The sequence below is a fragment of the Acinetobacter bouvetii genome, from assembly GCF_902753875.1.
Taxonomy (GTDB): domain Bacteria; phylum Pseudomonadota; class Gammaproteobacteria; order Pseudomonadales; family Moraxellaceae; genus Acinetobacter; species Acinetobacter bouvetii_A.
The window spans coordinates 14,263-41,232 of the sequence record NZ_CADDTS010000030.1 but is presented as its reverse complement, the minus strand read 5'-3'; the positions used below and the strand labels follow the sequence as shown (position 1 = coordinate 41,232).

Here is a 26,970-nt window from a genome sequence, read left to right as displayed (position 1 = left end):
GTAAAGCTCGTAGTATTCATGGATTTCTAAGTGGAATTTATGCTTCTTTATGTGCATACCAATTAACCCATCGAAATAAGCCAACAATTCAAATTATGAAATCATTAGCTTAAGCAGGATTCGGGTTAATTATGAAATCATTAGCTTAAGCAGGATTCGGGTTATTTAAAAAATTTGAAATATTAATGGGATATCACGCAATAGATTTAAAGAAATTTCCTAAATTTTTTAGCAATGTTGATAAAGTTAATATTGAGAAACAAGTAAAAGAAGAGGAAAAACCTGAAAAAGATTTTTTAAGCGCGTTGTTGTCAACTGATGATAGTGATCTACCATTTTAATTCTTAGTATACTCAACTAACTGTTTTTGATATGGTTTAGCAATAGCTTCTCATTCATCATAAGACAAAATAGGTGGAAAAGCGGTTACTAATCGAATAGGAGTCGCTTTATTCTTTCTAATGGTTTTGACTTTAGCTAAATGTTTTTGAAATTCTTTTAGTACCTTATAATTTAAGTATCACTTTATATATCTACGCCATTTCTACTCACTGAACTCTCTAATTCCTGTTGCATCCAGTCAACAAATTTCTGAATTAAAGGCGAACTCTCCTGACTGGAATGCACCAGATAATAGGCACGCCGACCTTCTAGTTTTTTAGTAGAGGCGATCACCAATTTTTTTTCCTGTAATTCCTGTTCGATCAGCATTTGAGGAATCAGCGCCATGCCCATGCCGTGATTGGCCGCCACCGCCAGCATGGAAAACAGTTCATGCCGTTGTCCTTCAAAGGGATTGGTATGCTTGATCTGATGATGGGCAAACCACTCTTCCCAAATACTGGGGCGGGTGGTTTGCTGTAGTAAAGGCAGCTGTACCAGTTGCTCTGCATCTAGGTCAAAACTGATCTCATTCACCATTTTGGCAGCAGGAAAATATTTACCAATCAGGGCAGGTGAACACACTGGGACGACATCTTCATGCATTAAATAATGGGTTTGCGTGCCGGGCCAGTGCTCAATCTGCTGCGGTGTACCGGCATAAATGGCTGCATCAAAAATATTGTCATTAAATAAAAACGGTTTGGTACTGGTTTCCAGATGCACGGTAATTTCCGGATGCAGCGTGTTAAACCGGTGCAATTTAGGTAAAAGCCACCGGGTGGCAAAGGTCGGAACCACGCCTAATTTTAAGGTGCCGCCCAAACCTTTATGCGACATAACATCCAGTGTACTTTGCTCAAGGCCGCTTAAATAAGGCTTGATGGTTTTGTAATATTGCTGCCCGGCATGCGTGAGCTCAACCCCATGACGGGTACGGGTAAATAAACTGACCCCTAGAAATTCTTCCAGTTGCTGGATTTGCCGAGAAACTGCACTTTGAGTGATAAACAGCTCTTGAGAGGCATGGGTATAACTGGCATGTTTTGCGGCCGATTCAAAGCACAGCAGGCTCTGTAATGAGGGAATACTTCGACGCATAGATAAGTCCTTTTATCTGGAAGATATTTCAAAATGACATAATTCAAACCAGAGCCTATTCGACTTTAGTCTGGAAAGTGACTTGATGTACGCATTGGTATAGCCGTATGAGCATAACAAAATAATCATAAAGGGTTTAGTTATGTGGAAATGGAATATCTGCATGCAAATTTATCGTTTGAAAGATTTAGCGATCAAACATAGCATCGAATCAAACAACGAAAACTGATCTTAAGCAGAGGAAGCTATGAATCAAATGGTGAATGTAAAAAAAGCAAAAGTTCAATTCAACTGGCAGGATCCATTTTTACTGGAACAGCAGCTGACAGAAGAAGAACGCATGATTCGCGATACGGCGCATGCTTACTGTCAAGATCGATTGCAGCCGCGCGTACTGGAACAGTTCCGCCATGAAAAAACCGATCCGGCCATTTTCCGTGAAATGGGTGAGCTTGGCTTGCTTGGCCCAACTATTCCAGAGCAATACGGTGGCGCAGGCTTAAACTATGTCAGCTATGGTCTGGTGGCGCGTGAAATTGAATATGTCGATTCAGGCTACCGTTCTATGGCTAGCGTACAAAGCTCACTGGTGATGGTGCCAATCAATGAATTTGGTTCAGAAGAGCAAAAACAGAAATATTTACCAAAGCTGGCAACAGGCGAATACATTGGCTGTTTTGGTTTAACCGAGCCGGATCACGGTTCTGACCCGGGTAGCATGATTACCCGTGCCAAAAAAGTGGACGGCGGTTACCGCTTAACCGGCGCGAAAATGTGGATTACCAACAGCCCAATCGCGGATGTTTTTGTGGTCTGGGCCAAAGAAGTATCTGCTGAGGGTAATGTCGGTGACATTCGCGGCTTTATCTTAGAAAAAGGCTGGGAAGGACTATCTGCACCGGCCATTCACGGCAAAGTAGGCCTGCGCGCTTCGATTACCGGTGAAATCGTCATGGACAATGTTTTTGTTCCTGAAGAAAATGCCTTTCCTGAAGTACGCGGCTTAAAAGGGCCATTTACCTGCCTGAACAGCGCACGCTACGGAATTGCCTGGGGCGCGATGGGCGCTGCGGAATTCTGCTGGCATACCGCACATCAATACACCATGGACCGTAAGCAGTTCGGCCGTCCACTGGCGGCGAATCAGCTGATTCAAAAGAAACTGGCAGATATGCAAACTGAAATTGCTCTGGGTTTACAGGCGGTGCTACGTTTTGGTCGCATGAAAGATGAAGGCATTGCGGCGGTTGAAGGTACATCACTCATCAAGCGCAATAACTGTGGCAAGGCACTGGATATCGCTCGTGTAGCACGTGACATGATGGGCGGCAACGGCATCAGCGATGAATTTGGCGTGGCGCGTCATCTGGTCAATCTGGAAGTAGTCAATACCTATGAAGGTACCCATGATGTACATGCCCTGATTTTGGGGCGTGCTCAAACTGGTATCGCGGCATTTTGTAATTAAGTCATTTTAAAAAAATGGGGGATGTTCATTCGTGAACATCCTGGAGATGTTTTGTCTCAAAAAATCAAAAACTTACTGATATCAATAAAGGATTCATCGTGAAACATTCTTGTAAAGCTCTGTATTTGCAAGCTTAAGTTCAAAAGATGTACTGATAAAAACAATAAAGAACCGTTTAAGGCAAATGTAGAGACATAGGACTGCCGATGACTCATTTGGGAAAATGAGGAACAAGGAATATGAAAAACGAAATACAAAACGGAGCAGGTGCGCTCAATCTACCGTCGAATGTAGGCACCATGCACCGCATTAATGGCAATACATGGAAACTGGCATTTATCTTTGCCTTTGTATCGCTGGTGATTGATGGCGTTGACATTATGCTGCTGTCATTTAGCTTGACCAGTCTTAAAGCTGAGTTTGGTCTGTCTTCTTTTCAGGCGGGTATGTTAGGTAGTTCCTCACTTGCGGGTATGGCTTTGGGTGGCATTACCGGCGGCTGGGCCTGTGACAAGTTTGGGCGGGTTAAAACCATTGCCTGGTCAGTGGTGTTCTTCTCGATTATGACCTGTATTCTGGGTTTTACTCAAAGTTATGAACAGTTCATGATTTTACGTTTTATCGGGGCGTTTGGCCTGGGTTCGCTGTATATGGCGTGTAATACCTTAATGGCCGAATATGTACCGACCAAATACCGCACCACCGTGCTGGGCACCCTGCAAACAGGCCAAACCGTGGGCTATATTGTGGCGACCTTGATGGCCGGTGCAATTATTCCAGACCACGGCTGGCGCATGCTGTTTTATGTCACCATTGTTCCAGCAGCTTTTGCTTTGATTTTCATGCGTTTTGTTCCAGAGCCTGCATCTTGGCAGGAAGCCAAAATTGCACAGATGAAACGCCGTGAACTGAAGCTAGATGCAGCACCTCAAGCGGCAACGGCAACAGCACAAGCACCCTCAGAAAGTATTTACAAACGTATTTTCGGGCACAGCAATCACCGCAAAATGTTCCTGCTCTGGATGTCTACCGCCGCTTTCCTGCAGTTCGGCTATTACGGTGTCAACAACTGGATGCCGACCTATCTGGAAACCGAACTGGACATGAATTTTAAAGCCATGACCGGTTATATGGTCGGCGCTTATACTGCGATGATTTTAGGCAAGATCCTGGCTGGCTATGCGGCTGACAAGTTCGGACGTCGGGTGACTTTTGTCTTTGGTACGGTTGCAACTGCTGCGTTCCTGCCTATCATCATTTTCTACAACACACCGGCCAATATTGCCTATCTGTTGATTACCTTTGGTTTCTTATACGGTATTCCTTATGGCGTGAATGCGACCTATATGGCGGAAAGTTTCTCTACCGATGTGAGGGGTACAGCCATTGGCGGTGCATATAACATGGGCCGTTTAGGTGCAGCAATTGCACCTGCGACCATCGGGATTATTGCGGCAGGTGGTTCATTCACCATGGCCTTTATTGTGATGGGTACAGCGTACTTTATTGCCGGGGTGATTCCAGGTTTATTCATCCGTGAGCGTCAGTATGATCCGCAGCAGGCAACTATTTCGACTGAAGAGCAGGTAAAGGAAAAGTTAGAACATTTGGCTATTCATACAGAAGACTCAGTCAAAGCTTCAGGTTCAAAAACTGCAACTGCGAAATAAAAAGATAAAACTGCCATGACGATACACAAGATCTCATGGCAAACAAGGAGTTCAAAAATGGGTGCATTACAGGGAATTCGGGTACTAGATTTAAGCCGTGTATTGGCTGGCCCGTGGTGCGGGCAGATTCTGGCAGATCTGGGCGCAGAAGTGATTAAAATTGAACGTCCACAGCTGGGAGATGATACCCGCATGTGGGGGCCGCCATGGATGCTTGATCAGCAGGGCAATGCCACGCGTGAATCTGGCTATTTTCAATGCGCCAACCGTAACAAATATTCAGTGGCGATTGATATTGCCAGTACTGAAGGGCAAGCGCTGATTTACGAAATTGCCAAAACTGCCGATGTGGTGATTGAAAACTACAAGGCGGGTTCATTGGCCAAATATGGACTGGATTATGCCTCGCTGAGCGTACTTAATCCCAATCTGGTTTATTGCTCTGTAACCGGCTTTGGTCAGGATGGCCCAAGAGCGGAAGAACCTGGCTATGACTTTATTATTCAAGGCATGTCGGGTCTGATGAGCATTACCGGTGAGCCGGACGATGTGCCGGGCGGCGGTGCACAAAAAGTCGGTGTGGCTGTGGTGGATATTCAAACGGGACTGTATTCCACCATTGCCATTCAGGCGGCATTGCTGGCGCGACAACATACCGGCCGCGGACAATATATAGACATGTCCTTGCTGGATGTACAGGTCGCAGCCTTGGCCAATCAGGGCATGAATTATCTGACTTCCGGCAAAGCGCCCAAACGCATGGGCAATAAGCACCCGAATATTGTGCCTTATCAAACCTTTAAAGCTAAAGACAAGGAATTTATTATCGCCTGTGGCAATGACAAGCAGTTTAAGGATTTGTGTATTGCCATCGGTCTGCCTGAACTGCTAGAGGATGCCAAATTCCAACGCAATCAGGATCGGGTGAAACATCGGGATGAGCTGATTCCTGTATTGTCCGAATATTTTCTTTCAAAAAATGCCAAAGATTGGGTCGATGCTATTCACGCGGTGAAAGTGCCTGTGGGCGTGATTAATTCGGTGGAAGATGCGCTGGCTGAGCCGCAAATTCAGCATCGTCAGATGGTGGTGAATATTCCGCATCGGCTGAATGACAACTTTAAGGTGATTGCCTCGCCCATCAAACTGTCAGATACCCCGGTGGAATATCGGCATGCACCGCCACAACTGGGGGAACATACCCAGTACATCCTGTCGCAGTTTAAATCAGCGGATGAATTACAGCTGTTAAAAGCTCAAGGCATTATTGATGGCGAGGTGGCCTAATCCACCTGATAAAAGTTTGAAACGCTCCTGTTTTGACCGGATTTTGGGTAAATTCGGTCTTTTTTATTAAGTTGATTTATTGGTCAACCTTGTTCTGTTACATAGTCAGATTTGGCTACAGGCGTTATCATAGCGGTCTTCAAGTCATTGGAACGCGCTATGAAAATTGTCGCAGATGAAAATCTGGCATTTACTGAATATTTCTTTGCAGATTTTGCAGAAATTCAGCAGGCTGCAGGGCGAACTTTAACCCATGCGGATGTGAAAGATGCAGACGCGTTACTGGTACGTTCTGTGACCAAAGTTAATGCCGAACTGGTTCAGGAGACAAAATTAAAATTTGTCGGCAGTGCCACCATTGGCACAGACCATCTGGATATTCCGGCCTTAGAACAACGCGACATCGCCTGGTCGAATGCGGCGGGCTGCAATGCGCAAGCGGTAGCGGAATATGTGATTACCGCTTTACTGCACCTGAAACCTGAACTGATTGATGCCAATGACAGCTTCACTTTAGGCATTGTGGGTCTGGGCAATGTTGGTTCGCGTCTGGCGACCATGGCCAAACTGCTGGGCTGGAACGTGATTGGCTATGATCCTTTTGTACAGCGTGAGCATGTGCAGCAGGTGGAATTGGAAGAATTATTAAAAACAGCCGATGCGATTTCGACTCATGTACCCTTAACCCAAACAGGCAATCATCCAACTTATCATCTCATCAATGCTGAAGCTTTGGCACAGATGAAGCCTGAAGTGATTTTAATTAATTCGGCACGTGGCCCGGTAGTTGAGGAAGCCGCACTGATTGCCGATATTCAACAGAACCATCGTCTGGTGGTGTTAGATGTGTTTGAGCATGAACCTGAAATTTCAGAACAACTATTGAATTTAATCACTTTGGTCACACCCCATATTGCCGGTTATAGTCTTGAAGGCAAAGCTCGCGGTACGCAAATGATTTACGATGCTTTCTGCCGCACTTTTCATTACCCAGCGGAAAAGCAATTTGAAACGCAATTGCCGGTCTGTGAAGCTTATTTTAAAGATCGTGATTTAAAGGCAGTGTTAAAGCAATATTTGACTCAAATCTACGATATCGGTCGTGATGATGCCACTTTACGCGGCTGCTTAAAAGACGGCAAGGTTGATCAAAAAGCCTTTGATTATTTACGTAAAACTTATCCGCTACGCCGTGAATGGGCAGCACATGGAGGGCCTAAAGCATGAGTCAATCTATTGCTTATCAACCGACTTGTGACCTAAAGGCCATGCAGGCGCGTGCCAAAATGTATGCGCAAATTCGTCAGTTTTTTGCTGAGCGTGATGTACTGGAAGTTGAAACCCCGATCTTGTCACAAGCGGGGGTGACTGATGTGCATTTAGCTTCTGTTCAGGCACAGCGCCATCTACAAGGCAAACCGCAAACCCATTACCTGCAAACGTCACCTGAATTTGCTATGAAACGCTTGCTGGCGAGTGGCAGTGGCCCGATCTATCAAATTTGCAAAGTCTTTCGTGATGATGAGCATGGCCGTAAGCACAATAGCGAGTTCACCATGCTGGAATGGTATCGTCCTGGATTCAGCCTGAAAGATTTGATGTTTGAAGTCACTGACTTGCTGAATGTCACTTTAAAGCAGCGCTTTGGTGAAGTTCGCCCGACCATTTTAAGTTATAAACACGCTTTTATGGATCGTCTGAATATCAATCCATTACAAGCCAGCTTAAAAGAGCTGAAAGACTGCTGTAACCGGGTGGGCTTAAATCTGGACCTAGGTGATGACCGTCTGGGTTATATCGATTTACTCTTTTCGCATTTTGTCGAGCCGAGTCTAGGTTTTGATACGCCGGTATTTTTAACCGATTTTCCACCTGAATTGGCATCTTTGGCCAAAACTCGAATCGATGAGGATGGGGAACTGGTTGCTGCCCGTTTCGAGCTGTATATCGAAGGTCTGGAATTGGCCAATGCTTATGATGAACTGATTGATGCTGATGTGTTGCGTTCACGTTTTGAAGCAGATAATGCTGAACGTGAAAAACTGGGTTTGCATGTGATGCCGATTGATGAATATTTACTGGCAGCACTTCCGCATATGAGTGAATGTGCAGGCATTGCTTTGGGGATTGACCGTTTGTTGATGGTCGCCACGGAACAAATGAAACTTGAAAAAGTCATTACTTTCCCGGCGGATATTTCCTGATTTAAATCATTACTCAAATTTGTTGATCACTACAAATCCCCCTAACCCCCTTTATGAAAGGGGGAACGTCTCTCTTTTCAAAAGAGGGATTTAGCGAGATTGATAGAAATGCAAAAAGCACCTTTCGGTGCTTTTTTTATACCACTGCAGCAAGCTGCCGCGTTTTCAGTTCTTCAATCGCTTTAATACGTCGTTGAATCAGCATTTCACCAATATCGGGTCCCTGAATATCAGGCGGTAAATCCTGAGCCTTGATATTACGCACTACCTCCATCGCATCAAGCACATATTGAGCCTGAGGATATTCACGGTCTTCCAGACCTAAACGGCCACGAGAATCGCATTCACAGGCCTGTACATAGGCTTCCACACGTTCAGGACGACGCAATACATCCAGACGCTGTAATAAACGCCATAAAGTGCCAGGTTTTAAGGTTAAGGCCTGATGACATTTTAAATGTTCTTTGCAGACCGCAATGGCCAGTTGTTTGGTATTGGTAGGTACTTTCAGGCGATCACAGATTTCGGTCACAGGTTTGACCCCACGTTCTTCATGCATGATATGACGCGGTAATTCATCTGTCGGGGTCAGTGCTTTGCCCAAGTCATGTACCAGAACTGCGAATCGTACATCTAAAGAATAGTTGGCTTTACAGGCTTGTTGTAATGACATCATGGTATGAATACCACAATCAATTTCCGGATGATATTCAGGTCGCTGCGGAATACCGTACAAGGCATCCAGTTCCGGGAAGAGGACTTTTAAAGCTCCACAGGCACGCAAGACAGCAAAGTATTCATCGGCATGATCTTCCATCAAGGCGCGAGAGGTTTCTTTCCAGACCCGTTCGGAAATTAGTGCATCCAGTTCACCTGATTCGACCAGATGTTTCATTAAATCGAGAGTTTCAGTCGCGACACTAAAGCCTAAACTTTTATAACGTGCAGCAAAGCGGGCAATGCGCAGTACTCGTAATGGATCTTCAATAAAAGCATCTGAAACATGACGTAGTATGCGTTGTTCTAAATCCTGCTGACCATGATAGGGATCATAAATATTGCCCTCAGTATCCATGGCCATGGCATTGATGGTGAGGTCACGACGAATTAAATCATCTTCCAGACTTACGCTCGGATCTGTATAAAATTCAAAACCATGATAGCCGTGACCTGATTTGCGTTCAGTCCGTGCCAGGGCATATTCTTCTTTTGTTTCTGGGTGTAAAAAAACAGGGAAATCCTTACCCACTGGCTGATAGCCCTGAGCAAGAAGTTGTTCCGGTGTTGCACCGACCACAACATAATCTTTTTCGTGATAGGGGTGCCCGAGCAAGTGATCTCGAACCGCACCGCCTACTAAATAAACTTGCATGAAAAAACCTCTATTCTTCAAGCAATCATGCTACAGAATAGAGGTTTTCTCAAGTCACAAAATGTGATCTAGCTGACTAAATTAAAGTGCTGACTTTTCGTTTTCCTGAATTTCAGCAACAGTTAATGCAGTCATGTTCACCAAACGACGTGTAGTCGTAGTAGGTGTCAAAATGTGAACAGGTTTAGCTGCACCCAACAGGATAGGGCCAATCGTTACGTTATTACCTGAAGTTGATTTCAACAGGTTAAACGAAATGTTGGCTGCATCTAGGTTAGGCATAATGAGCAAGTTTGCAGAACCTTTGAAGCGCGAGTTCGGGAATGCGAATTGACGGATGTTTTCGTCAAGTGCCGCATCACCGTGCATTTCACCTTCAACTTCCAGTTCAGGCGCAGTTTTAGACAAGATGTCATATACTTTACGCATTTTTTGCGCGCTTAAGTCATCTTGGTCGCTACCGAAGCTTGAGTGAGAAAGAAGCGCGATGCGAGGTGTTACACCAAAACGACGTACTTCTTCAGCTGCAAGAATCGTCATTTCAGCCAACTGTTCAGCTGTCGGGTTACGGTTGATGTATGTATCAGCGATGAACAGGTTACGGTCTTCAAGCATTAACGCATTGAGCGTGAAGAATGTGTTATGACCTTCTTTCTTGCCAATGACGTTGCTTACGAAATCCAGGTGGATGTCATAGCTTGAATACGTACCACACAGCATACCATCTGCAAGACCGTGTTTAACCAGCATAGATGCGATTAAGGTAGAACGGCGGCGTGCTTCACGTTGTGCATATTCTGGTGTTACACCTTTACGTTGCATGATGCTGTAGTAATCATCAGCAAACATTTCGTAATGTGGGTTCTTTTCTTGGTCGATGATTGTGATGTTTACACCATCTTCAAGACGTAGACCTAATTTCTTAATGTTTGCTTCAATCACGGCAGGGCGACCTACAAGGATTGGTTTAGCCAGACCTTCATCGACTGCAATTTGTACTGCACGAAGAACACGCAGATCTTCACCTTCAGCATAGGCAATACGCTTAGGATCAGTTTTTGCCTGAGCAAAAATCGGTTTCATGATAAACGCAGAGTTATAGACGAATTCAGACAGACGTTGACGGTATGCTGAGAAGTCTTGAATCGGGCGTGTAGCAACACCAGAGTCCATTGCTGCTTGTGCAATTGCAGGTGCAATTTCAAGAATTAAGCGTTGATCAAGTGGACGTGGAATGAGGTAGTCACGACCAAATGAAGCTGATTTTTCACCGTAAGATGCTGCGTCTGCTTCAACGTGCGCCATACGTGCAATTGCGTGTACACAAGCAATCTTCATCTCTTCGTTAATGGTTGTTGCACCAACGTCTAGTGCACCACGGAAGATGTAAGGGAAGCAAAGTGCGTTGTTCACCTGGTTTGGATAGTCAGAGCGGCCTGTTGCCATAATGACGTCTGGACGTGCTTCATGCGCATGTTCAGGCAGAATTTCAGGGTCTGGGTTAGCAAGTGCAAAGATGATAGGATCTTTTGCCATCACTTTAACCATTTCTTTGGTCAAAATGCCTGCGGCAGAAAGACCTAGGAACATGTCCGCGCCTTCCATGACATCACCAAGCTGTGTGCCTTCGATGTCTTGTACATACGCTTTTTTAGATTCGTCTAGACCTTCACGTTTGGTGGTCAATAGACCGCGTGAATCGGCCACAATAATGTTTTCTTTCTTCGCACCCAAAGCGCAAAGTAGATTTAAACATGAAAGGGCAGCAGCACCGGCACCTGAAGCGACAATCTTGATTTCTTCAATTTTTTTGCCGTTTAGTTGCAATGCATTAAGAAGTGCAGAACCTACGATGATTGAAGTACCGTGCTGGTCATCATGGAACACGGGAATGTTCATGCGTTCACGGAGTTTTTGTTCAATATAGAAACATTCTGGCGCCTTGATATCTTCAAGGTTAATACCGCCAAAAGTAGGTTCTAGAGCTGCAACGATGTCGACAATTTTATCTGGATCGTTTTCAGCAATTTCAATATCAAATACATCGACACCGGCGAATTTTTTGAACAGTACGCCTTTACCTTCCATCACTGGTTTAGAAGCCAGCGGGCCAATGTTGCCTAATCCTAGAACAGCAGTACCGTTACTGACCACGGCCACAAGGTTACCACGAGCCGTATAAAGGGCAGCAGTAGAAGGGTCGCGTTCAATCTCTAAACATGGTGCTGCAACACCTGGGGAGTAGGCAAGCGCTAAGTCACGTTGGTTGACCAGTTGCTTGCTAGGTGTGACGCTAATTTTTCCTGGTGTTGGGAATTCGTGATAATACAATGCCTGTTGTTTTAAAGATTGCTCGTCCATCTGTATCTCGTTTGTTGCTTGAGTGATCCAGCAAGGCTGGTGGTTTTTTGCTTGATTGGATCGAATATAACATTTGTTGCGACCTTATCACAGTCGCGAAAGTACCTTTTTCAGGCAAACTTGGTGTTTGAAAGCTTGACTTATATCAAGAAGGTATAAGTCGGTGTTGTTCTAGGTATATCGTCGCTTCATTTTCTGGAAGTGGCTTGGAAAAGAGGAAACCTTGTGCAATGTCACATTCCAGATCTTGCAGGTATTGAAGTTGCTGTTTGGTTTCAATGCCTTCTGCAACCACCGTCATTCCCATGGCTTTACCCATGGCAATCATGGCACTAACTATGGCTTCCTGTTTGTTTTGCCCGATTTTAGAAACAAAACTGCGATCAATTTTAAGTATATCTATCGGGAAGTCGGCCAAATAAGACAGGGAGGAGTAACCTGTGCCAAAATCGTCTAGCGAGATATGGATTTTACGTTTTTTAATTTCATTTAAAACGTTTTTAACTGTGACAGAATTTTCCAGAAGTGATGATTCGGTAATTTCCAGCTCCAGACTAGAACCACAAATGTCATAGCTTTGGATGGCATGATCGAGATCTTCCAGTAATTGTCCGCGTTGCAATTGCTGTGCTACTACATTGACTGAAACACAAATATTGTCAAAACCGATATTGTTCCAGTAGCGGATTTGTTTAGCGGTTTGTTGAATCACAATGCGGCCGATATCCGAGATCAGGCTGGTCTGTTCGGCTAAAGGAATAAACATATTCGGTGGAATAATACCTTTAGTAGGGTGGTTCCAGCGTACCAAAGCTTCAAAGCCATAAATGTTTTGGTCACTGAAATTAATTTTTGGCTGATAATACACCACCAGTTCATTATTATTTATGGCATGGCGTAAATCACGCTCCAGATAAATGCCTTGTTCAAGTAAAGCGGTATTTTTATTTGAATAATAACAAATGGTGTTACCGCCTAAGCTTTTCGCTTCTGCCAATGCTTGTTCTGCACAGCTATTCAGATAATCGAGCTGACGTCCATTTTCAGGATAGAACGCAATCCCCATAGACAGGGTGATGATGTGATCCTGACCAAAAATATTAAACGGTAACGAAAATGCTTTGGTAATGCGTTCACAATGCTGCTGGATGGATGGGCGAATATGAGAAATTTCATAGACAATAGCGAAATCATCACCATTTAAATGCGCTACAAATAACGCTTCAGCATTGGTCAGGCGCAGTCTTTGTGCTACTTGGCGTAATAGCTCATCGCCGCCACTATTACTGAGGAAATCATTTAAAGGTCTGAAGCGGTCAATATTTAAACGGATGACTGCCAGTTGATTAAGTGAATCTTTTTGAGTGACTAAGTATTGGTGTAATTGATAGTTATAGTAAAAACGATTTGGTAAGTCAGTCAAAGGGTCGTAATTTTCTAAATAAGACAGGCGCTGTTCTTGTAGCTTACGTTCAGTTAAATCAGAAACGATACCGATATAATGAGTAACCCGGTTCTGTTCATCGGTAATGGCATTGATGTGCATCCAGACAGTTAATTCTTTGCCGGAGTGGAATTTTTCATGTAGTTCTCCATCGAATTCACCTGTAGTTTGCAGCTGTTTGATAATGGAATTATGACTACTTCTTTGTTGAGATTTATAGTTGATCGTTATATCAAATATACTTTTGCCGACGATTTGTTGGTGTGAAAAACCGGTGAGCTGTTCATAGAATGGATTAATGTCTATATAACATAACTGTTCATCTAAAATAAAAATCCCTTCAGCTGCTTGTTGCAGCACACTGGCCGCCAATTTTAAGCGTTCCTGATCAGCACGTTCCTGTTGAATATCTCGACGAATACCTACCATGCGTAATGGTTTTTTAGTTTCCGGATCACGACTAATCACTCGACCAATATCGTGTACCCATTTCCATTTACCATTACTTTGCTGAACACGATAAGAAATTTCATAAAGCTCAGTCTGACCACGCAAATGTTGAGTCATTGCATGCTTGAAGGGATGAACATCATCAGGGTGGATAATGTTTTGTAGCTGGTGATGATGCTGCTTGGACGGTTTGAGCGTCTTTCTTTGTTTGGAGTCAGTTATTGAAATTTCACGATCTTTGATATTCCAGTCCCAAGGTCTAAGCCCAGCGATTTCATGAGCTAAAACAAGATTTTGCTGTTGATTTTCCAGATCGGTATTCATCTTGGCAATATCGAAAGTTCGTTCTCTGACTTTTTGTTCAAGCAACTGATTGTTTAACTGTAATTGCAGCTCAATGTCTTTAGATTTATTGATTTCGGCTTGTAATTGTTGACATAATTCATCCGTCCATAACACCTGCTGTTTGGCATTTTGCACTAAACGATTGTTTTTAGAATATAGTGCCGAAATACGCTGGTGAATTCTACTGGTGATATTGGCGCACATTAATATGACAATCAAAACAAAATTAATAGTTAGGTGAAATAGGTAGTTTGTTGTTTCAGTGATTATAAATTGAGAAGCAATGTAGGGCGTAATTGCTGGTATAAAGGCCAAACAGAAATAACCCAAGCGCTGGGTTAAAAAGGTCAGGGCAAATGCTTGACTAACAATTATTAAAAGTGCAGATAAAACTAGTGCATTTATAGGATTAAAGTTTTGATTATATTGAGGCAAGTAGTAATAAAACAGTGTAATGCCGATAGCAATACAACAACCAATGGTCAGACATTGGAATTGAATCCAGCGATGTGCATGATTTAAAGAAAATTGATCAGTCTTAAAAAAAATACTGCTGATCAGTAGACAGATACAGCTAAAGAGTTCGGTGCCAGTAAACCATAGATTTAAATAAAAGGAAGGTTTGGAAAAATAAAATTGATAGATACCATATACATATGCAGAAACGATCAGAATGCTTATAAGAAACAACCGACTAAGGCGAATCGTATTGGTAATTTGAGCAGCACTCACGTGCTGTTTTATATACTCATCTTGCATATCTGACATATAAGCAAAAACCTTATTTTTGTTTTGCGATAAATTACTTATTAAATTTTTTAACTTCGTTAAACAACTAAACTATATTTTAAATATACATTTGTATCTTTAAGTCAAGAGTAATAACGTTATTTAAAAAAATCAATCGAATCATAACCCATTTATCTAAATTCTGATGAACTATATAGTTAAGTTGTAGTTTAAAATGGATAAAGCTACGACTGGCGCGGTTTCTGTACGTAAAACTCGGTTACCAATACACCAATTCACGAATCCGATATTGTTAGATAATTGTATTTCAGCCTCACTCAGCCCACCTTCAGGCCCAATCAGCAAAGCAATATCAGGTGTAGCATTGGCCAATACATCGACTTGATCCTTGTTTGGTGCAAGTACCAGTTTGGTCGCAGGCAGTTCGCTGGCCAGCCAGTCTTGCAAGGAGACGGGAGCTAATACTTCCGGTACTTTGTTCATGCCGCATTGTTCACAGGCAGCAATGGCAATGCCTTGCCAGTGATCTATTTTCTTTTGGTCACGATCATATTTAAGACGCATTTCACAGCGTTCAGAGGTGAGCAGTTGAATTTTGGTGACGCCAAGTTCTGTGGCTTTTTGAATGACATAATCCATACGGTCACCTTTACTCATCACTTGTCCAAGTATGGTCGTAAAAGTTGGAGTACGGTCATCAGGATTGAATGAGTCGACAGAAACACTTGCAGATTTTTTTGCAACTTCAATAAGCATCACTTCATATTCACCACCTTGTCCATTGAACAAGATGGCTTTTTCACCGACTTGTGCACGTAATACTTTGACCCAGTGATGAAAAACCGTTTCGGTTAATTCAACATTCATATCCACTGTTAAATCAGCTTCAATATAAAAACGCGGCATTTAAGTATTACTCACAAATCAGATATAAAATTAAGCTAGGCCAAGATCAGTCACGAGTTGACGTGTTGGATCAGTCGTGTTCATGGTATAAAAGTGCAAGCTTGGTGCACCGCCTGCAAGCAGACGTTCACATAGTTTTACGACAACTTCATGACCAAAGGCTTTGATACTGGCTGTATCATCACCATAAGTTGCCAATTGCTTGCGAATCCAGCGTGGGATTTCCGCACCTGTACCATCTGCGAAGCGAATTAAATTGCTTGCATTGGTAATTGGCATAATGCCTGGTGCGACAGGAATGTTCACGCCTTCTTTTTGAATGCGATCTACAAAGTAAAAGTATGCATCCGGATTAAAGAAGAACTGGGTTAAAGCGGCATTGGCACCTGCATTGGCTTTTTCGACAAAGTGTTGAATGTCTTTATCGAAGCTGTCTGCTTGTGGGTGCATTTCAGGGTAAGCAGCGACTTCAATGGTGAAATGATCACCCGAATGTTCACGGATAAAGCGAACCAGATCCTGTGCATAAGGTAATTCCCCCAAGCCCACTTGACCTGAAGGTAAGTCACCACGAAGCGCAACAATACGATTGATGCCTTGTGATTTATATAATTCAAGCAATTCGGCAATACGTGTTTTATCATCACCAATACAAGACAGGTGAGGGGCTACAGGTGTGCCTTTGCCATTAAAGTCATTAATTGCAGCAAGTGTACGTTCACGAGTAGAACCACCGGCACCATAAGTCACTGAAAAGAATTCAGGATTTAACAGTTGTAATTCTTTATGCACAACACGAAGTTTTTCTGCACCGACATCAGTTTTGGTTGGGAAAAACTCAAAAGAAATTGGAACACGTTTGGTCATTTTTCAAATCCTTTTTTATCAATACTGTTTTAATTTTCACCCTCTCCCTGGCCTCTCCCAAAGGGAGAGGAGAATTCATTACTGAATTATGCAGGGTTCAAACCATATTTATTCATATGATGAAATTAAACATCCATCGAAAATAAATTTGGTGGTCACCCTCTCCCTATGGGAGAGGGATGGGGTGAGGGGTATTAGTATTTATAAGTCTCAGATTTGAATGGACCTTCAACTTGTACGCCAAGGTAGTTTGCTTGTTCTTGAGTTAAAGTCGTCAATACGCCGCCGAAACCTGCAACCATTGCAGCAGCAACTTCTTCATCTAATTTCTTAGGAATAAGTTCTACGCGGATTGCAGCTTGTTTTTGATCTTCAGGAAGATCAGCAAATTTTTCAGCGAATAGGTGCATTTGACCCAATACTTGGTTGGCAAAAGAACCATCCATAATACGTGATGGGTGACCAGTTGCGTTACCAAGGTTTACCAAACGGCCTTCAGAAAGAAGGATTAAGTAATCGGTTTCATTTTCTGTACGATACACTTGGTGAACTTGTGGCTTCACTTCAACCCACTTGTAACCACGTAAATAGTTAGTGTCGATTTCAGTATCAAAGTGACCGATGTTACAAACTACAGCACCCGCTTTTAATGAATCAAGCATTGCTGCGTCACATACGTGGTAGTTACCCGTAGTTGTTACGATCAAGTCAGTATTTTGAAGAAGGTCAAGGTTGATGTCTTCTTTCTTGCCAGTTTGAACGCCGTTTTTGTACGGAGCAACAACTTCGAAACCATCCATGCATGCTTGCATTGCGCAGATTGGGTCAACTTCAGTTACACGTACAATCATACCTTCTTGACGAAGTGATTGAGCAGAACCTTTACCTACATCACCATAACCGATTACAAGTGCACGACGGCCAGATAAGAGCATATCTGTACCACGTTTGATGGCATCGTTTAGAGAGTGACGGCAACCGTATTTGTTGTCGTTTTTAGATTTGGTTACGGAGTCGTTCACGTTGATTGCAGGAACTTTTAAAGTGCCGTCACGTAACATTTCATAAAGACGTTGCACACCCGTGGTGGTTTCTTCAGTCACACCATGGATTTTAGCAATCAGTTCAGGATATTTTTCGTGAACAAGTGCAGTTAAGTCACCGCCATCGTCCAGAATCATGTTGGCATCCCAAGGTGTGCCGTTTACATTGATTTGCTGTTCAAGACACCACATGTATTCTTCTTCAGTTTCGCCTTTCCAAGCAAATACTGGAATACCCGCAGCAGCGATTGCAGCAGCAGCGTGGTCTTGAGTAGAGAAGATGTTGCATGAAGTCCAGCGAACTTCAGCACCCAATTCAACTAATGTTTCAATTAAAACAGCAGTTTGAATGGTCATGTGGATACAGCCGAGAATTTTTGCGCCTGCAAGTGGTTTAGCCGCAGCATAACGCTTACGTAAACCGATAAGCGCTGGCATTTCTGCTTCAGCAAGTTTGATTTCTTTACGGCCGTAGTCAGCGAGTGAAATGTCGGCAACTTTGTAATCTGTAAATGAAGCATTAACCGCGTTCATCACGATCTCCTTAATAAAAACAATTGATCATTCAGTTCGCGGATGCCGTTGTTAATTCAAAAGAGCTTTGAACCGAATCGTCGAGCCTAGCGATCTTACATTTAGTACCTGTAAGAACGTCGCAGCATCCCTCGACTAGCGGGGTATTGTACTTGGAAATAGAGTGAGTTCCAATCTGAAATTGATTAATATCTAACTGATAGGCATTTGAGCTGTAAGTCGGATGCAATAATCGTTCTGATCTTTATAAAACTATCTGGAATAAAACAATAATGATGAAGCATTTATTCGCAATTTCAGCGCTGATTTCTACAGCGGTATGCGCCAACGACTCAACGGGCTATGTTGCAACAGGCGGCGTACAGTATCTGAAAAACACAGAGATTCAAATGCTGAGTGAAGACCTGTTTATCAGTAAAAAAATCATTACAGTGGATTATCAGTTTAAGAATCTTAGCCATAAAGATGTGACTGAAACGGTTTTATTTCCTTTGCCGAAAATTGAAAATTTCTTTGAATCTGATTTTGCCGATACCGAAAGATTGCTTAAAAGCTTTAAGGTTCAGGTGAATGGCAAATCAATTCAGCCTGAAATGCATGTGCGTACCTTTATTCAAAAAGATCAACAATCCTCACCAGTTGATACCACAGCAATGTTTAAGCAATGCGGTTTTACTGAAAAAGACATGTTTAATCCGTGGAGCCGTCAGGATTATGAATATGAAACTTTCGAGGCAAAGCTCAGACATTGTAAAAATCCAGAATTGCAAAAATTACTACCCAAGGATCCGAATGAAGTAATTTCATGGTCTTCGCAAGTCATTTATAGCTGGAAGCAAAACTTTAAAGCCAATTCAATTACATATGTAAAACATCAATATACGCCACTGGTCGGCGGTTCCGTGGCTTTATATCCGGAAGAAGATGTCAAAACGTATTGTATGGATCAGAATTTTAAAGCCGGTTTGCGAAAAGCGAAGTCACAGCAGGCGCCGTATCAGGCCTTGGGGTATATTTTAACCACAGGTGCGAATTGGGCAAAACCGATTCAGAATTTTAAGCTGACCATTGAGCGTGATGCAGGAGAGTTGGTGTCATTTTGCTGGGCAGGCGAGGTCAAGAAAATCAGTGCCACTCGATTTCAAATGATTGAAAAGAATTTTGTGCCGAAGCAGGATTTGGACATTATTTTTGTGAGTCGACGCTGATTTATTTTGCAGTAAAAAGCCCATCTGTTGACGGGCTTTTTTCTTTGAAAATTAAGCTTCTGGCTGTTTAGCCGCATTGGCTTTTTCAGACCAGTAATCTGCTTTTTCCTCATCTATATCGACACCTAAACCATGTTCATAGATGCAAGCCAAATCACGCATGGCTTGTGCTTCACCTAGCTCAGCCGCCTGTTTCACTAGAGCCACTGACTTTGCGACATCTTTTTCAATCACATCACCACGACGGTAATAGCCTGCCAATTCTAAAGTAGCAGCAGGGTGTTTTTGCATATTGGCTTTGCTTAACCAGTAATAACCCAATTCAAAGTGTGCTTTTGATTCTTCCGGGTCTTCTTCTGCCAAGTCTTTGGCATAAACCGTATAACCTTCACCTAACCAATACATTGCTTCAACATGGCCATTTTCTGCGGCTTTTAGTGCCCATTCTTCTGCAAGTGCAATATCATCATCATTTTCACTTTGCATATACAGTTCAGCAACTTCGAACTGAGCTTCAGCATTGCCTGCAATTGCACGATTAATCAGAGCTTTTGGGATGGAAACAGGATTTGACATATCAAAACACCAGAAAATTTTATATAGCCTAAAAGGAATGAAATAAAAAAGCCAATCGGAAGATTGGCTTTTCATCATAGAACATGGGTTCTGAAAATTAATTGAGCAACGTGATATAGCTGATGATCAACACAAGAACCAATGTCCCAATGCATTTCCAAAAATACGGTGCGATATAACTAATGGCTAAGCCAACCGTTAAGGCTGCCATGGTTAAAGCACCAAACCAGTAACTGATGTTATTGCTTGGTGTACCTAGAGAGAGGCAAATAAGTAGAGCTGAAACCAGTGAACACCAACCAACCAATGCAGTTAATTGGGTTGTTCTGGTATTTAGTTCTTGCTGAAAAAGCTGTTTTTGATGCTTAGACATGGAACAAGCTAAGGCAAAAAAGCCCAGACTGTTGAGTGACCAGATCAGTAAAAAAAAGATCATGCTTTAGGCTCCTTCACAGAACGGGCTTTCTTAACAGGCAATCCTTGATGTTTTTTCACTTTATAAAATGAATAGGCAAACAACACGGCCAATAACCACATCGCGAGATCAAAAGAGGCAATCATCCATTGACCGTTTGCTAGGCTATTCCACAGTGCTTGACCGCCAGTGATGAAATTCACAATTGGCAACAATGCAAAAGTTAGCGTTGCAAACGCCAACATTTCTAGCCAAGCCTGACGGTGAGTACGGAACACGGCATAAATTAAGGTGAGCAGCCAGACAATAAAGAAACTGCGAATTTCCCAATTCGAGCGCATTTCCATCTCTACTGGAATAAAACGGTTGGCATAGAAAAATGCTGCACAGGCAATCGGTAAACCAATAATCGCCGCAATATTCGTCACTTCAACAGTACGATAACCAAAAGATTTAAAGCCTTGTTTCTGTTGCTGTGGCGCACGTTTGACACACCATAAAATCAGACCAGTTGCCACCATTAATGTGCCGACAATGCCTGAAATAAATAGCAACCAACGTAGGGCTAAATCGACACCACGTGCTTCATGCAGGGTAGTGACCACGTTGTAAATACCCATCGGTACAGAAGGATGTTTTAATTTCGCGTTGTCATCAGTGAGGTCTTTAGCTGTGACACCATCAAATTGTTTGCTGGCATAGACATTTCGATAAGCTACACTTTCACCATGCAGCGCACGCAGTTCAATTTTGGCTTGATCTGTATTAGGCGCAATGATGCTGATGGTACTAATTGGATTCGTTTTCCACTCGTTTTGTACCATGGCAACAATTGGTGCTAAATCAGTAAGTGGCGCAGCAACGGCAGGTTTTTCTTCTCGTTTGCCTTTGCGTTCTTCACGACCTACGCCACGGTTTTCAGTTTGATTATCGCCATTGTTGGCACCGTGATTGGCACGGACTTGTTGACCTTCTGCTTGAGCGCTTTGTGCTGAACGTTCGCTACGTTCTAATCTTTCTTCACGTCCAGATTTGGCTTCAGGCTCTTCCGACTTATTGTCCTGAACTAAGGCACGACTTTGTTCTTGTAGGAATTGTCCACGGTTTTCATAAATCCGTTCCACTCCCCACGGCATAATAGTAAACAGTAGAAGCAATAAGCCGCTAAAAGTAATCATAATGTGGAAGGGTAGTGCAAACACAGCTGTAGCATTATGCGCATCTAACCATGAACGCTGGCCCTTGCCTGAACGGAAGGTAAAGAAATCCTTAAAGATTTTTTTATGTGTAATCACACCACTGATAATCGCCACTAACATGAATAGCGTAGCAATACCAACAAACCAGCGTGTCCAAAAGCGTGGCATGCCATAAAGTTCGAAATGGAAGCGATAGAGGAAACTCCCACCGCGGGTATCACGCGGTTCCAAAACTTCACCAGTAGCACTATCGATATGGATTTGTTTACCACCACGACGTGAACGCGGGTCTTCACCTTGTTCACGTATCGTAATTAAAGTAGTGTTTTGACGTGAATTTGGCAGCAGAATATTCCATGAACCTGCATGAGGATGGTTTTGCTGTAAGTAGTTTAATGCAACTTGTGTTTGCTGAACCTGTGAACTTGATGGAACCGATTGATGCAGTTCCGGAGTCATCCACACAGTGATTTCATTTTTGAAGAAACTTAGTGTTCCTGTCAGGAAAATTGCGTACAACAGCCAACCTAAAATCAGACTCGCCCAAGTATGTAGCCAAGACATGGACTGGCGTGGTCCTTCAACTTTTGCATCGACACGCATCTTAGCTTCCTATCAATTTGTAAATGACATACAAGCACAGTGTAGGAATGACAATACCCAAGGTTGCTTTACGGGTTTTATTCACCATAAACACCCAAATAAATGCACATGCCCAAAGGGTAAATGCAATCAGTGTTGCGCTCATGGCTGCGCTGCCACGGTCCTCGATAAAGACATCTGCAATCACGATGGCTGCTAACATTGCAAGCACATAACCGCCTACTAAGGCGAGACTAAAACGGTAGAAAATTTTGAGGCGATAAGCCAGGAGGGAAGGTGTTTCTGGTATGGCTTTTGGCAAAGTTGGCGTGACTGGTGTCACGATTGCCTCGGATGGTGAACTGTTCATAAGTTAAGTGTTAAGGAATTGTCTTAAAGTTAATCTAAATGATAACAATTATTATTAATAATTAGAACAATGAGTCAGCAGAAAAAGTGATAAATCAGTATTTAAATGATCATATGAAGTGATGATGAGCTTAAGAAGGGGGCTACAAAGACAAAACGATAGATAAAAAATAGCGACCGAAGTCGCTATTTTTCATGCAATTAAAAAATTATTGCTCTTGTTGGATACCTGCAACTAACCAATCTTGGTTTGAACCCGCAGGTTTAACAAAGTGCCAAACTTCTGCAAAAGGTTGTGGCAAGCTGTTTAAATCTTCACTCACTGTACCGGTGAAACGTACGCTTACAACGTATTGACCATTTTCAGTTGCAGAATCGACTACCATCGCATTCAGGTTAGAGAATTCAGCAACATCCTGATCTTGGTTCGCCATAATGTCGTTATACATAGACTGATACAGATCAGGGGTTAAATAACGTTGAATTTCAGCAATATTGCTTGCTGTATTCATCGACTGAATATGGTTAAAACGCTGACGCGCAACACGCAAGAATGCAGCTGGTTCAGTACCGTCTGGAAGCTGGTTGCCGCTTTGTGTAGAAGCCGCGCCAAATGGTGCTTGAGTCGCCACACCTGCAGAGCCACCTACAGATTGACCAAAAATATTGGTGCTGTCATTTGAGGTACGTGGCGCTGCAGTTTGCTGACCAAACGGTGCTGTATTACCGGCATTGTTTGGTGCATATGGGTTATTGGCTAATTTTTTTTTTGCACCGAATTTACGGAACAAGAAGAATGCGATTGCAGCAGCGAGAAGAATCCAGATCCAGCCTGGAAGTCCGCCTTTTTCTTCCTGTTGGGTAGCTTGAGCATCTGAAGCAGCTTGTGCATTTTTGTCATCTGCCAAGGCATTTGCCGCTACTGCACCCACTGCAGCACCCGCAACACCAGCAGCAACCATTTTACCTACACCTGAACCCGATTTTTGTTGGGCAGGGGCAGCAGGTTGTTGAACAGGAGTAGCTTGACGCGGTTGTTGATAAGATTGGGTCGGAGCAGCAGAACGGCTCATGCCATGACTTTTACCGCCACCTGCACGTTTTGCCTCAGCCAGTGGTGCCACCACTAAAGCTGCCATTAAAATACCGGCCATCAAACCACGCTGTCGAACTTCCATCGTTTTTTCCTACTAAATAAAAAATTAAATTGGAGCCTTATAGTTATGCAGGCATTCGTTGCGAATTTCAATATTTAATTGGTATTTTTTGACATGAATATTCACGTATATAAGTTTTTAAGCCAGTTCTTCACTCAAGTTCATGGCTTCAGTCAACGCTTCATGTAGTCGCGCCACGGAAATAATCTGCACATTTGGAATCGGTTTTTGCGGGGCATTGCCTCTTGGCAAAATAATATACTTAAACCCGTGCTTGATGGCTTCTTTTAGGCGTTCCTGGCCATTGGGCACCGGACGAATTTCACCGGATAATCCAACTTCACCAAACACAGCCAGTTGTTGCGGCAAGGCTTTGCCACGCAAGCTGGACGCACAGGCCAACAGGACTGCCAGATCAGAACCGGTTTCAGTAATCTTTAAGCCACCGACCACATTGACATAGACATCCTGTCCAGAGGTTTGCACACCGCCGTGACGGTGCATCACCGCAAGTAACATATTCAGTCGGTTTTGTTCCAGACCTAGGGCGACACGACGCGGTTGACCATGCGCATCATCTACCAAAGCCTGCACCTCGACCAGCAATGGACGGGTACCTTCGCGGCTAATCATCACAATCGAACCGGGAATGGCTTCATCATAACGGCTTAAGAAAATAGCCGATGGATTAGCCACTTCACGTAAGCCTTTATCGGTCATGCCAAACACGCCGAGTTCATTAACCGCGCCAAAACGGTTTTTTACCGCGCGGATCATGCGGTAACGCGAGTCGGACTGACCTTCAAAATACAGCACACAGTCGACCATATGTTCCAGTACACGTGGTCCTGCCAATGCGCCTTCTTTGGTCACATGACCCACAATGAATAGTGCTGTGCCACTATTTTTGGCAAAACGGGTCAGTAACGCTGCCGATTCACGAATTTGCGAGACGCCACCGGGCGCCGATTGCAAGGTTTCGGTATAGAGTGTTTGAATGGAATCGAGAATCGCCACGGCAGGGCGTTGCTGGGCTAAAACTTCACAAATCCGTTCCACACAGGTTTCCGCCATCACTTGAAGATGCTCTGTTGGCAGCTCTAGACGGTGCGCACGCAAAGCCACCTGTGACAGCGATTCCTCACCGGTGACATACAGCGCGGAGCTCTGCGCAGCCGCCATATGGGTGGCTGTCTGTAACAGAATGGTGGATTTACCAATTCCCGGATCACCGCCAATCAGCACCACAGAACCTGTGACCAATCCTCCACCCAGAACGCGGTCAAATTCGCCAATCCCAGTAGCCAAGCGTGTTTCATGTGAGACGGAAACTTTATTTAGGGTGGTGATGTTTGCTGCCTGACCGGCATAGCCGCCGCCCATTTTCGGTTGTGCACGATGAGTGATGGCCGGTTCAATCCGAACTTCAGTCAGACTATTCCATTCTCCGCAATCTGAACATTGTCCCGCCCATTTCGGATGGTCAGTTCCACATTGTTCGCAACGGTACACAGTTTTGACTTTGCTCATTGGAGTGATATCTATATAAATCTAAAGATGGATGAAGAATGTAGCAATAGCTGTATGGAAATACAATTTTTTGCATATCTTCTGATCTAACTTTATATTGGCACATAAACTGCTAAATCAAAGGGAAGTGAAAAACAGGACAATTAAATGGAGCGAATTTGGATGAAAAAGCAACATAGACACGCTTAGGTTTGCAAAATATTAAACAATCGCTCAAAAAACTTTATTTATTTTTTTTAATTTGAGCTACTTTTATCACACGAAATTTGAGAGACGAAAATAACAATGTCAAATGAAAATTATAGTTCATCGACTGATGATGGTGAACTGCAACGAAGTTTGTCAAATCGGCATTTGCAACTTATTGCGATTGGCGGGGCAATTGGTACGGGTTTGTTCATGGGATCGGGTAAAACCATCAGCCTGGCAGGACCGTCCATTCTTCTGATTTATATGATTATTGGTTTTATGGTGTTCTTCGTCATGCGTGCGCTTGGTGAATTATTATTATCTAACCTGCAATATAAATCTTTTATTGATTTCAGTACTGACTTGATTGGTCCGTGGGCTGGCTATTTTGTCGGATGGACCTATTGGCTGTGCTGGATCACCATCGGGATCGCAGATTTATCGGCCATTATTTATTACCTGCAATTCTTTAATGGAGGGAACCCGTTCTCGCCTGAAGAAGGGGTGATGATCAGTATAGCCGCGATTGTTTTTATCATGGGCTTGAATCTGGTAACGGTAAAACTGTTTGGTGAACTCGAGTTCTGGTTTGCCTTGATCAAGATTATTGCCATTGTGGTGCTGATTTCTGTCGGTTTATGGATGATCTTTACCGGCTTTACTTCTACAGCGGGTGAAGTGGCTTCATTTGCCCATCTCTGGTCACATGGCGGTATTTTCCCAACAGGCGTGACCGGCTTTTTGGCCGGCTTCCAGATTGCCATTTTCGCCTTCGTGGGTGTGGAGCTGGTGGGGACTACTGCGGCTGAAACCAAGGATCCTGAACACAATTTACCTAAAGCGGTCAATTCGATTCCAATTCGTATCATTATTTTCTATGTCCTGGCACTGGTTATTGTCATGTCAGTGACACCATGGAATAAAATTGATCCAACCATCAGCCCATTCGTAAATCTGTTTAGCCAGGCCGGTATTGCAGCAGCAGCGATCATCATGAACTTGGTGGTGTTGTCTTCTGTAATGTCATCCATGAACAGTGGTGTATTCTCCACCAGCCGCATGTTATTTGGTCTGTCACGTGAAGAGCAAGGTCCAAAAGCTTTTGGACACTTGAATAAACGTGCTGTTCCTGCCAATGCATTGTATTTCTCCGCTATCTGTCTGTTACTGGGTGCGGCACTGCAATATTTCGTACCAAACACGGTTGAGGCTTTCACTTTAGCAACCACGCTTTCTACGATTTTATTTATCTGCGTATGGCTCATGATTATCTGGAGCTACATCGTTTATTATAAAACCCGTCCAGAATTACATGCTAAATCGACCTTTAAACTTCCTGGCGGTTTGTTTACCTGTTGGGTGGTGATCATCTTCTTTATCGGCATGATTTATGTCTTATCTTTAGAAGCTGATACCATGAAAGCCTTAATGGTGAGCCCAATTTGGTTCATTATTCTGATTATTGGCTACTTTGGTTTCTACAAACCGAAACATAAATAAGCCGCTCGGATAGAAAAAACGCCAGTCTGAAACTGGCGTTTTTTTTTAACTCACGATAATCT

21 protein-coding genes and 1 pseudogene are annotated in these 26,970 nt (G+C 43.3%); 9 read left to right on the top strand and 13 right to left on the bottom strand.

Annotation, left to right across the window (positions count from 1 at the left end):
- Both FB6_RS08780 and FB6_RS08775 read left to right on the top strand, forming a co-directional pair.
- Positions 1-113 (top strand): annotated as a pseudogene (locus tag FB6_RS08780) (IS982 family transposase); the annotation flags it as partial.
- Positions 114-185: 72 nt separating this feature from the next.
- Entirely contained in the window at positions 186-341 is a 156-nt protein-coding gene (locus tag FB6_RS08775) for a hypothetical protein (RefSeq protein WP_174559646.1), read from the top strand.
- A 184-nt stretch (positions 342-525) separates the two neighbouring features.
- On the opposite strand, the gene FB6_RS08770 is transcribed toward FB6_RS08775, so the two are convergent.
- Complete coding sequence (locus FB6_RS08770) at positions 526-1,482, bottom strand: LysR substrate-binding domain-containing protein (RefSeq protein ID WP_174559645.1); 957 nt, start codon at positions 1,480-1,482, stop codon at positions 526-528.
- Between the two features lie 247 nt (positions 1,483-1,729).
- Here FB6_RS08770 and FB6_RS08765 point away from each other — a divergent pair, with 247 nt between their 5' ends.
- The 5 genes from FB6_RS08765 to epmA all read left to right on the top strand — a co-directional run bounded on the left by FB6_RS08765 (position 1,730) and on the right by epmA (position 8,111).
- Entirely contained in the window at positions 1,730-2,950 is a 1,221-nt protein-coding gene (locus FB6_RS08765) for an acyl-CoA dehydrogenase (RefSeq protein ID WP_174559644.1), read from the top strand.
- A gap of 239 nt (positions 2,951-3,189) precedes the next feature.
- Positions 3,190-4,620, top strand: coding sequence for an MFS transporter (locus FB6_RS08760; RefSeq protein WP_174559643.1), 1,431 nt, complete (start codon positions 3,190-3,192; stop codon positions 4,618-4,620).
- A 57-nt stretch (positions 4,621-4,677) separates the two neighbouring features.
- Positions 4,678-5,907, top strand: a complete 1,230-nt coding sequence (locus tag FB6_RS08755) for a CaiB/BaiF CoA transferase family protein (RefSeq protein WP_174559642.1) — start codon at positions 4,678-4,680, stop codon at positions 5,905-5,907.
- A gap of 159 nt (positions 5,908-6,066) precedes the next feature.
- Complete coding sequence (locus tag FB6_RS08750; protein ID WP_174559641.1) at positions 6,067-7,134, top strand: 4-phosphoerythronate dehydrogenase; 1,068 nt, start codon at positions 6,067-6,069, stop codon at positions 7,132-7,134.
- The gene (gene epmA / locus FB6_RS08745) at positions 7,131-8,111 is read left to right on the top strand and encodes an EF-P lysine aminoacylase EpmA (RefSeq protein ID WP_174559640.1); all 981 of its coding nucleotides are present in this window, start codon (positions 7,131-7,133) and stop codon (positions 8,109-8,111) included. The genes FB6_RS08750 and epmA overlap by 4 nt, the downstream gene beginning before the upstream one ends.
- Positions 8,112-8,247: 136 nt before the next feature.
- Here epmA and FB6_RS08740 read toward each other — a convergent pair whose 3' ends face one another.
- The 6 genes from FB6_RS08740 to ahcY form a co-directional block, all read right to left on the bottom strand.
- Positions 8,248-9,483 carry a multifunctional CCA addition/repair protein gene (locus FB6_RS08740; RefSeq protein WP_174559639.1) on the bottom strand — a complete coding sequence of 412 codons (1,236 nt, stop codon included), beginning with the start codon at positions 9,481-9,483 and terminating at the stop codon, positions 8,248-8,250.
- An 81-nt stretch (positions 9,484-9,564) separates the two neighbouring features.
- Entirely contained in the window at positions 9,565-11,844 is a 2,280-nt protein-coding gene (locus tag FB6_RS08735) for an NADP-dependent malic enzyme (protein WP_174559638.1), read from the bottom strand.
- Between the two features lie 145 nt (positions 11,845-11,989).
- Entirely contained in the window at positions 11,990-14,851 is a 2,862-nt protein-coding gene (locus FB6_RS08730) for an EAL domain-containing protein (RefSeq protein WP_174559637.1), read from the bottom strand.
- A gap of 171 nt (positions 14,852-15,022) precedes the next feature.
- Entirely contained in the window at positions 15,023-15,739 is a 717-nt protein-coding gene (locus FB6_RS08725; protein WP_174559636.1) for a 16S rRNA (uracil(1498)-N(3))-methyltransferase, read from the bottom strand.
- Positions 15,740-15,769: 30 nt separating this feature from the next.
- The gene (gene metF, locus FB6_RS08720) at positions 15,770-16,606 is read right to left on the bottom strand and encodes a methylenetetrahydrofolate reductase [NAD(P)H] (RefSeq protein ID WP_174559635.1); all 837 of its coding nucleotides are present in this window, start codon (positions 16,604-16,606) and stop codon (positions 15,770-15,772) included.
- A gap of 194 nt (positions 16,607-16,800) precedes the next feature.
- On the bottom strand, positions 16,801-18,183 hold the full coding sequence (gene ahcY / locus FB6_RS08715) for an adenosylhomocysteinase (RefSeq protein ID WP_174559634.1): 1,383 nt from the start codon (positions 18,181-18,183) through the stop codon (positions 16,801-16,803).
- A 272-nt stretch (positions 18,184-18,455) separates the two neighbouring features.
- On the opposite strand from ahcY, the gene FB6_RS08710 reads away from it, so the two are divergent.
- On the top strand, positions 18,456-19,391 hold the full coding sequence (locus FB6_RS08710; RefSeq protein ID WP_438819964.1) for a DUF4424 family protein: 936 nt from the start codon (positions 18,456-18,458) through the stop codon (positions 19,389-19,391).
- 51 nt (positions 19,392-19,442) lie between these two features.
- Here the strand turns inward: FB6_RS08710 and FB6_RS08705 are convergent, their stop codons facing one another.
- The 6 genes from FB6_RS08705 to radA form a co-directional block, all read right to left on the bottom strand.
- On the bottom strand, positions 19,443-19,967 hold the full coding sequence (locus tag FB6_RS08705; RefSeq protein ID WP_174559633.1) for a tetratricopeptide repeat protein: 525 nt from the start codon (positions 19,965-19,967) through the stop codon (positions 19,443-19,445).
- A gap of 97 nt (positions 19,968-20,064) precedes the next feature.
- Entirely contained in the window at positions 20,065-20,403 is a 339-nt protein-coding gene (locus FB6_RS08700) for a DUF3325 domain-containing protein (RefSeq protein ID WP_174559632.1), read from the bottom strand.
- Complete coding sequence (locus FB6_RS08695; RefSeq protein ID WP_174559631.1) at positions 20,400-22,184, bottom strand: PepSY domain-containing protein; 1,785 nt, start codon at positions 22,182-22,184, stop codon at positions 20,400-20,402. Before FB6_RS08695 ends, FB6_RS08700 begins: the two co-directional genes overlap by 4 nt.
- A gap of 1 nt (position 22,185) precedes the next feature.
- Positions 22,186-22,533: a hypothetical protein gene (locus FB6_RS08690; protein ID WP_174559630.1), complete on the bottom strand. Its 348-nt coding sequence runs from the start codon at positions 22,531-22,533 to the stop codon at positions 22,186-22,188.
- Positions 22,534-22,741: 208 nt separating this feature from the next.
- On the bottom strand, positions 22,742-23,710 hold the full coding sequence (locus tag FB6_RS08685; RefSeq protein ID WP_174559629.1) for a Tim44 domain-containing protein: 969 nt from the start codon (positions 23,708-23,710) through the stop codon (positions 22,742-22,744).
- A gap of 117 nt (positions 23,711-23,827) precedes the next feature.
- Positions 23,828-25,219 carry a DNA repair protein RadA gene (gene radA, locus FB6_RS08680; RefSeq protein ID WP_174559628.1) on the bottom strand — a complete coding sequence of 464 codons (1,392 nt, stop codon included), beginning with the start codon at positions 25,217-25,219 and terminating at the stop codon, positions 23,828-23,830.
- A 285-nt stretch (positions 25,220-25,504) separates the two neighbouring features.
- Here radA and FB6_RS08675 point away from each other — a divergent pair, with 285 nt between their 5' ends.
- Positions 25,505-26,908 carry an amino acid permease gene (locus FB6_RS08675; RefSeq protein WP_174559627.1) on the top strand — a complete coding sequence of 468 codons (1,404 nt, stop codon included), beginning with the start codon at positions 25,505-25,507 and terminating at the stop codon, positions 26,906-26,908.
- Positions 26,909-26,970: the final 62 nt, after the last annotated feature.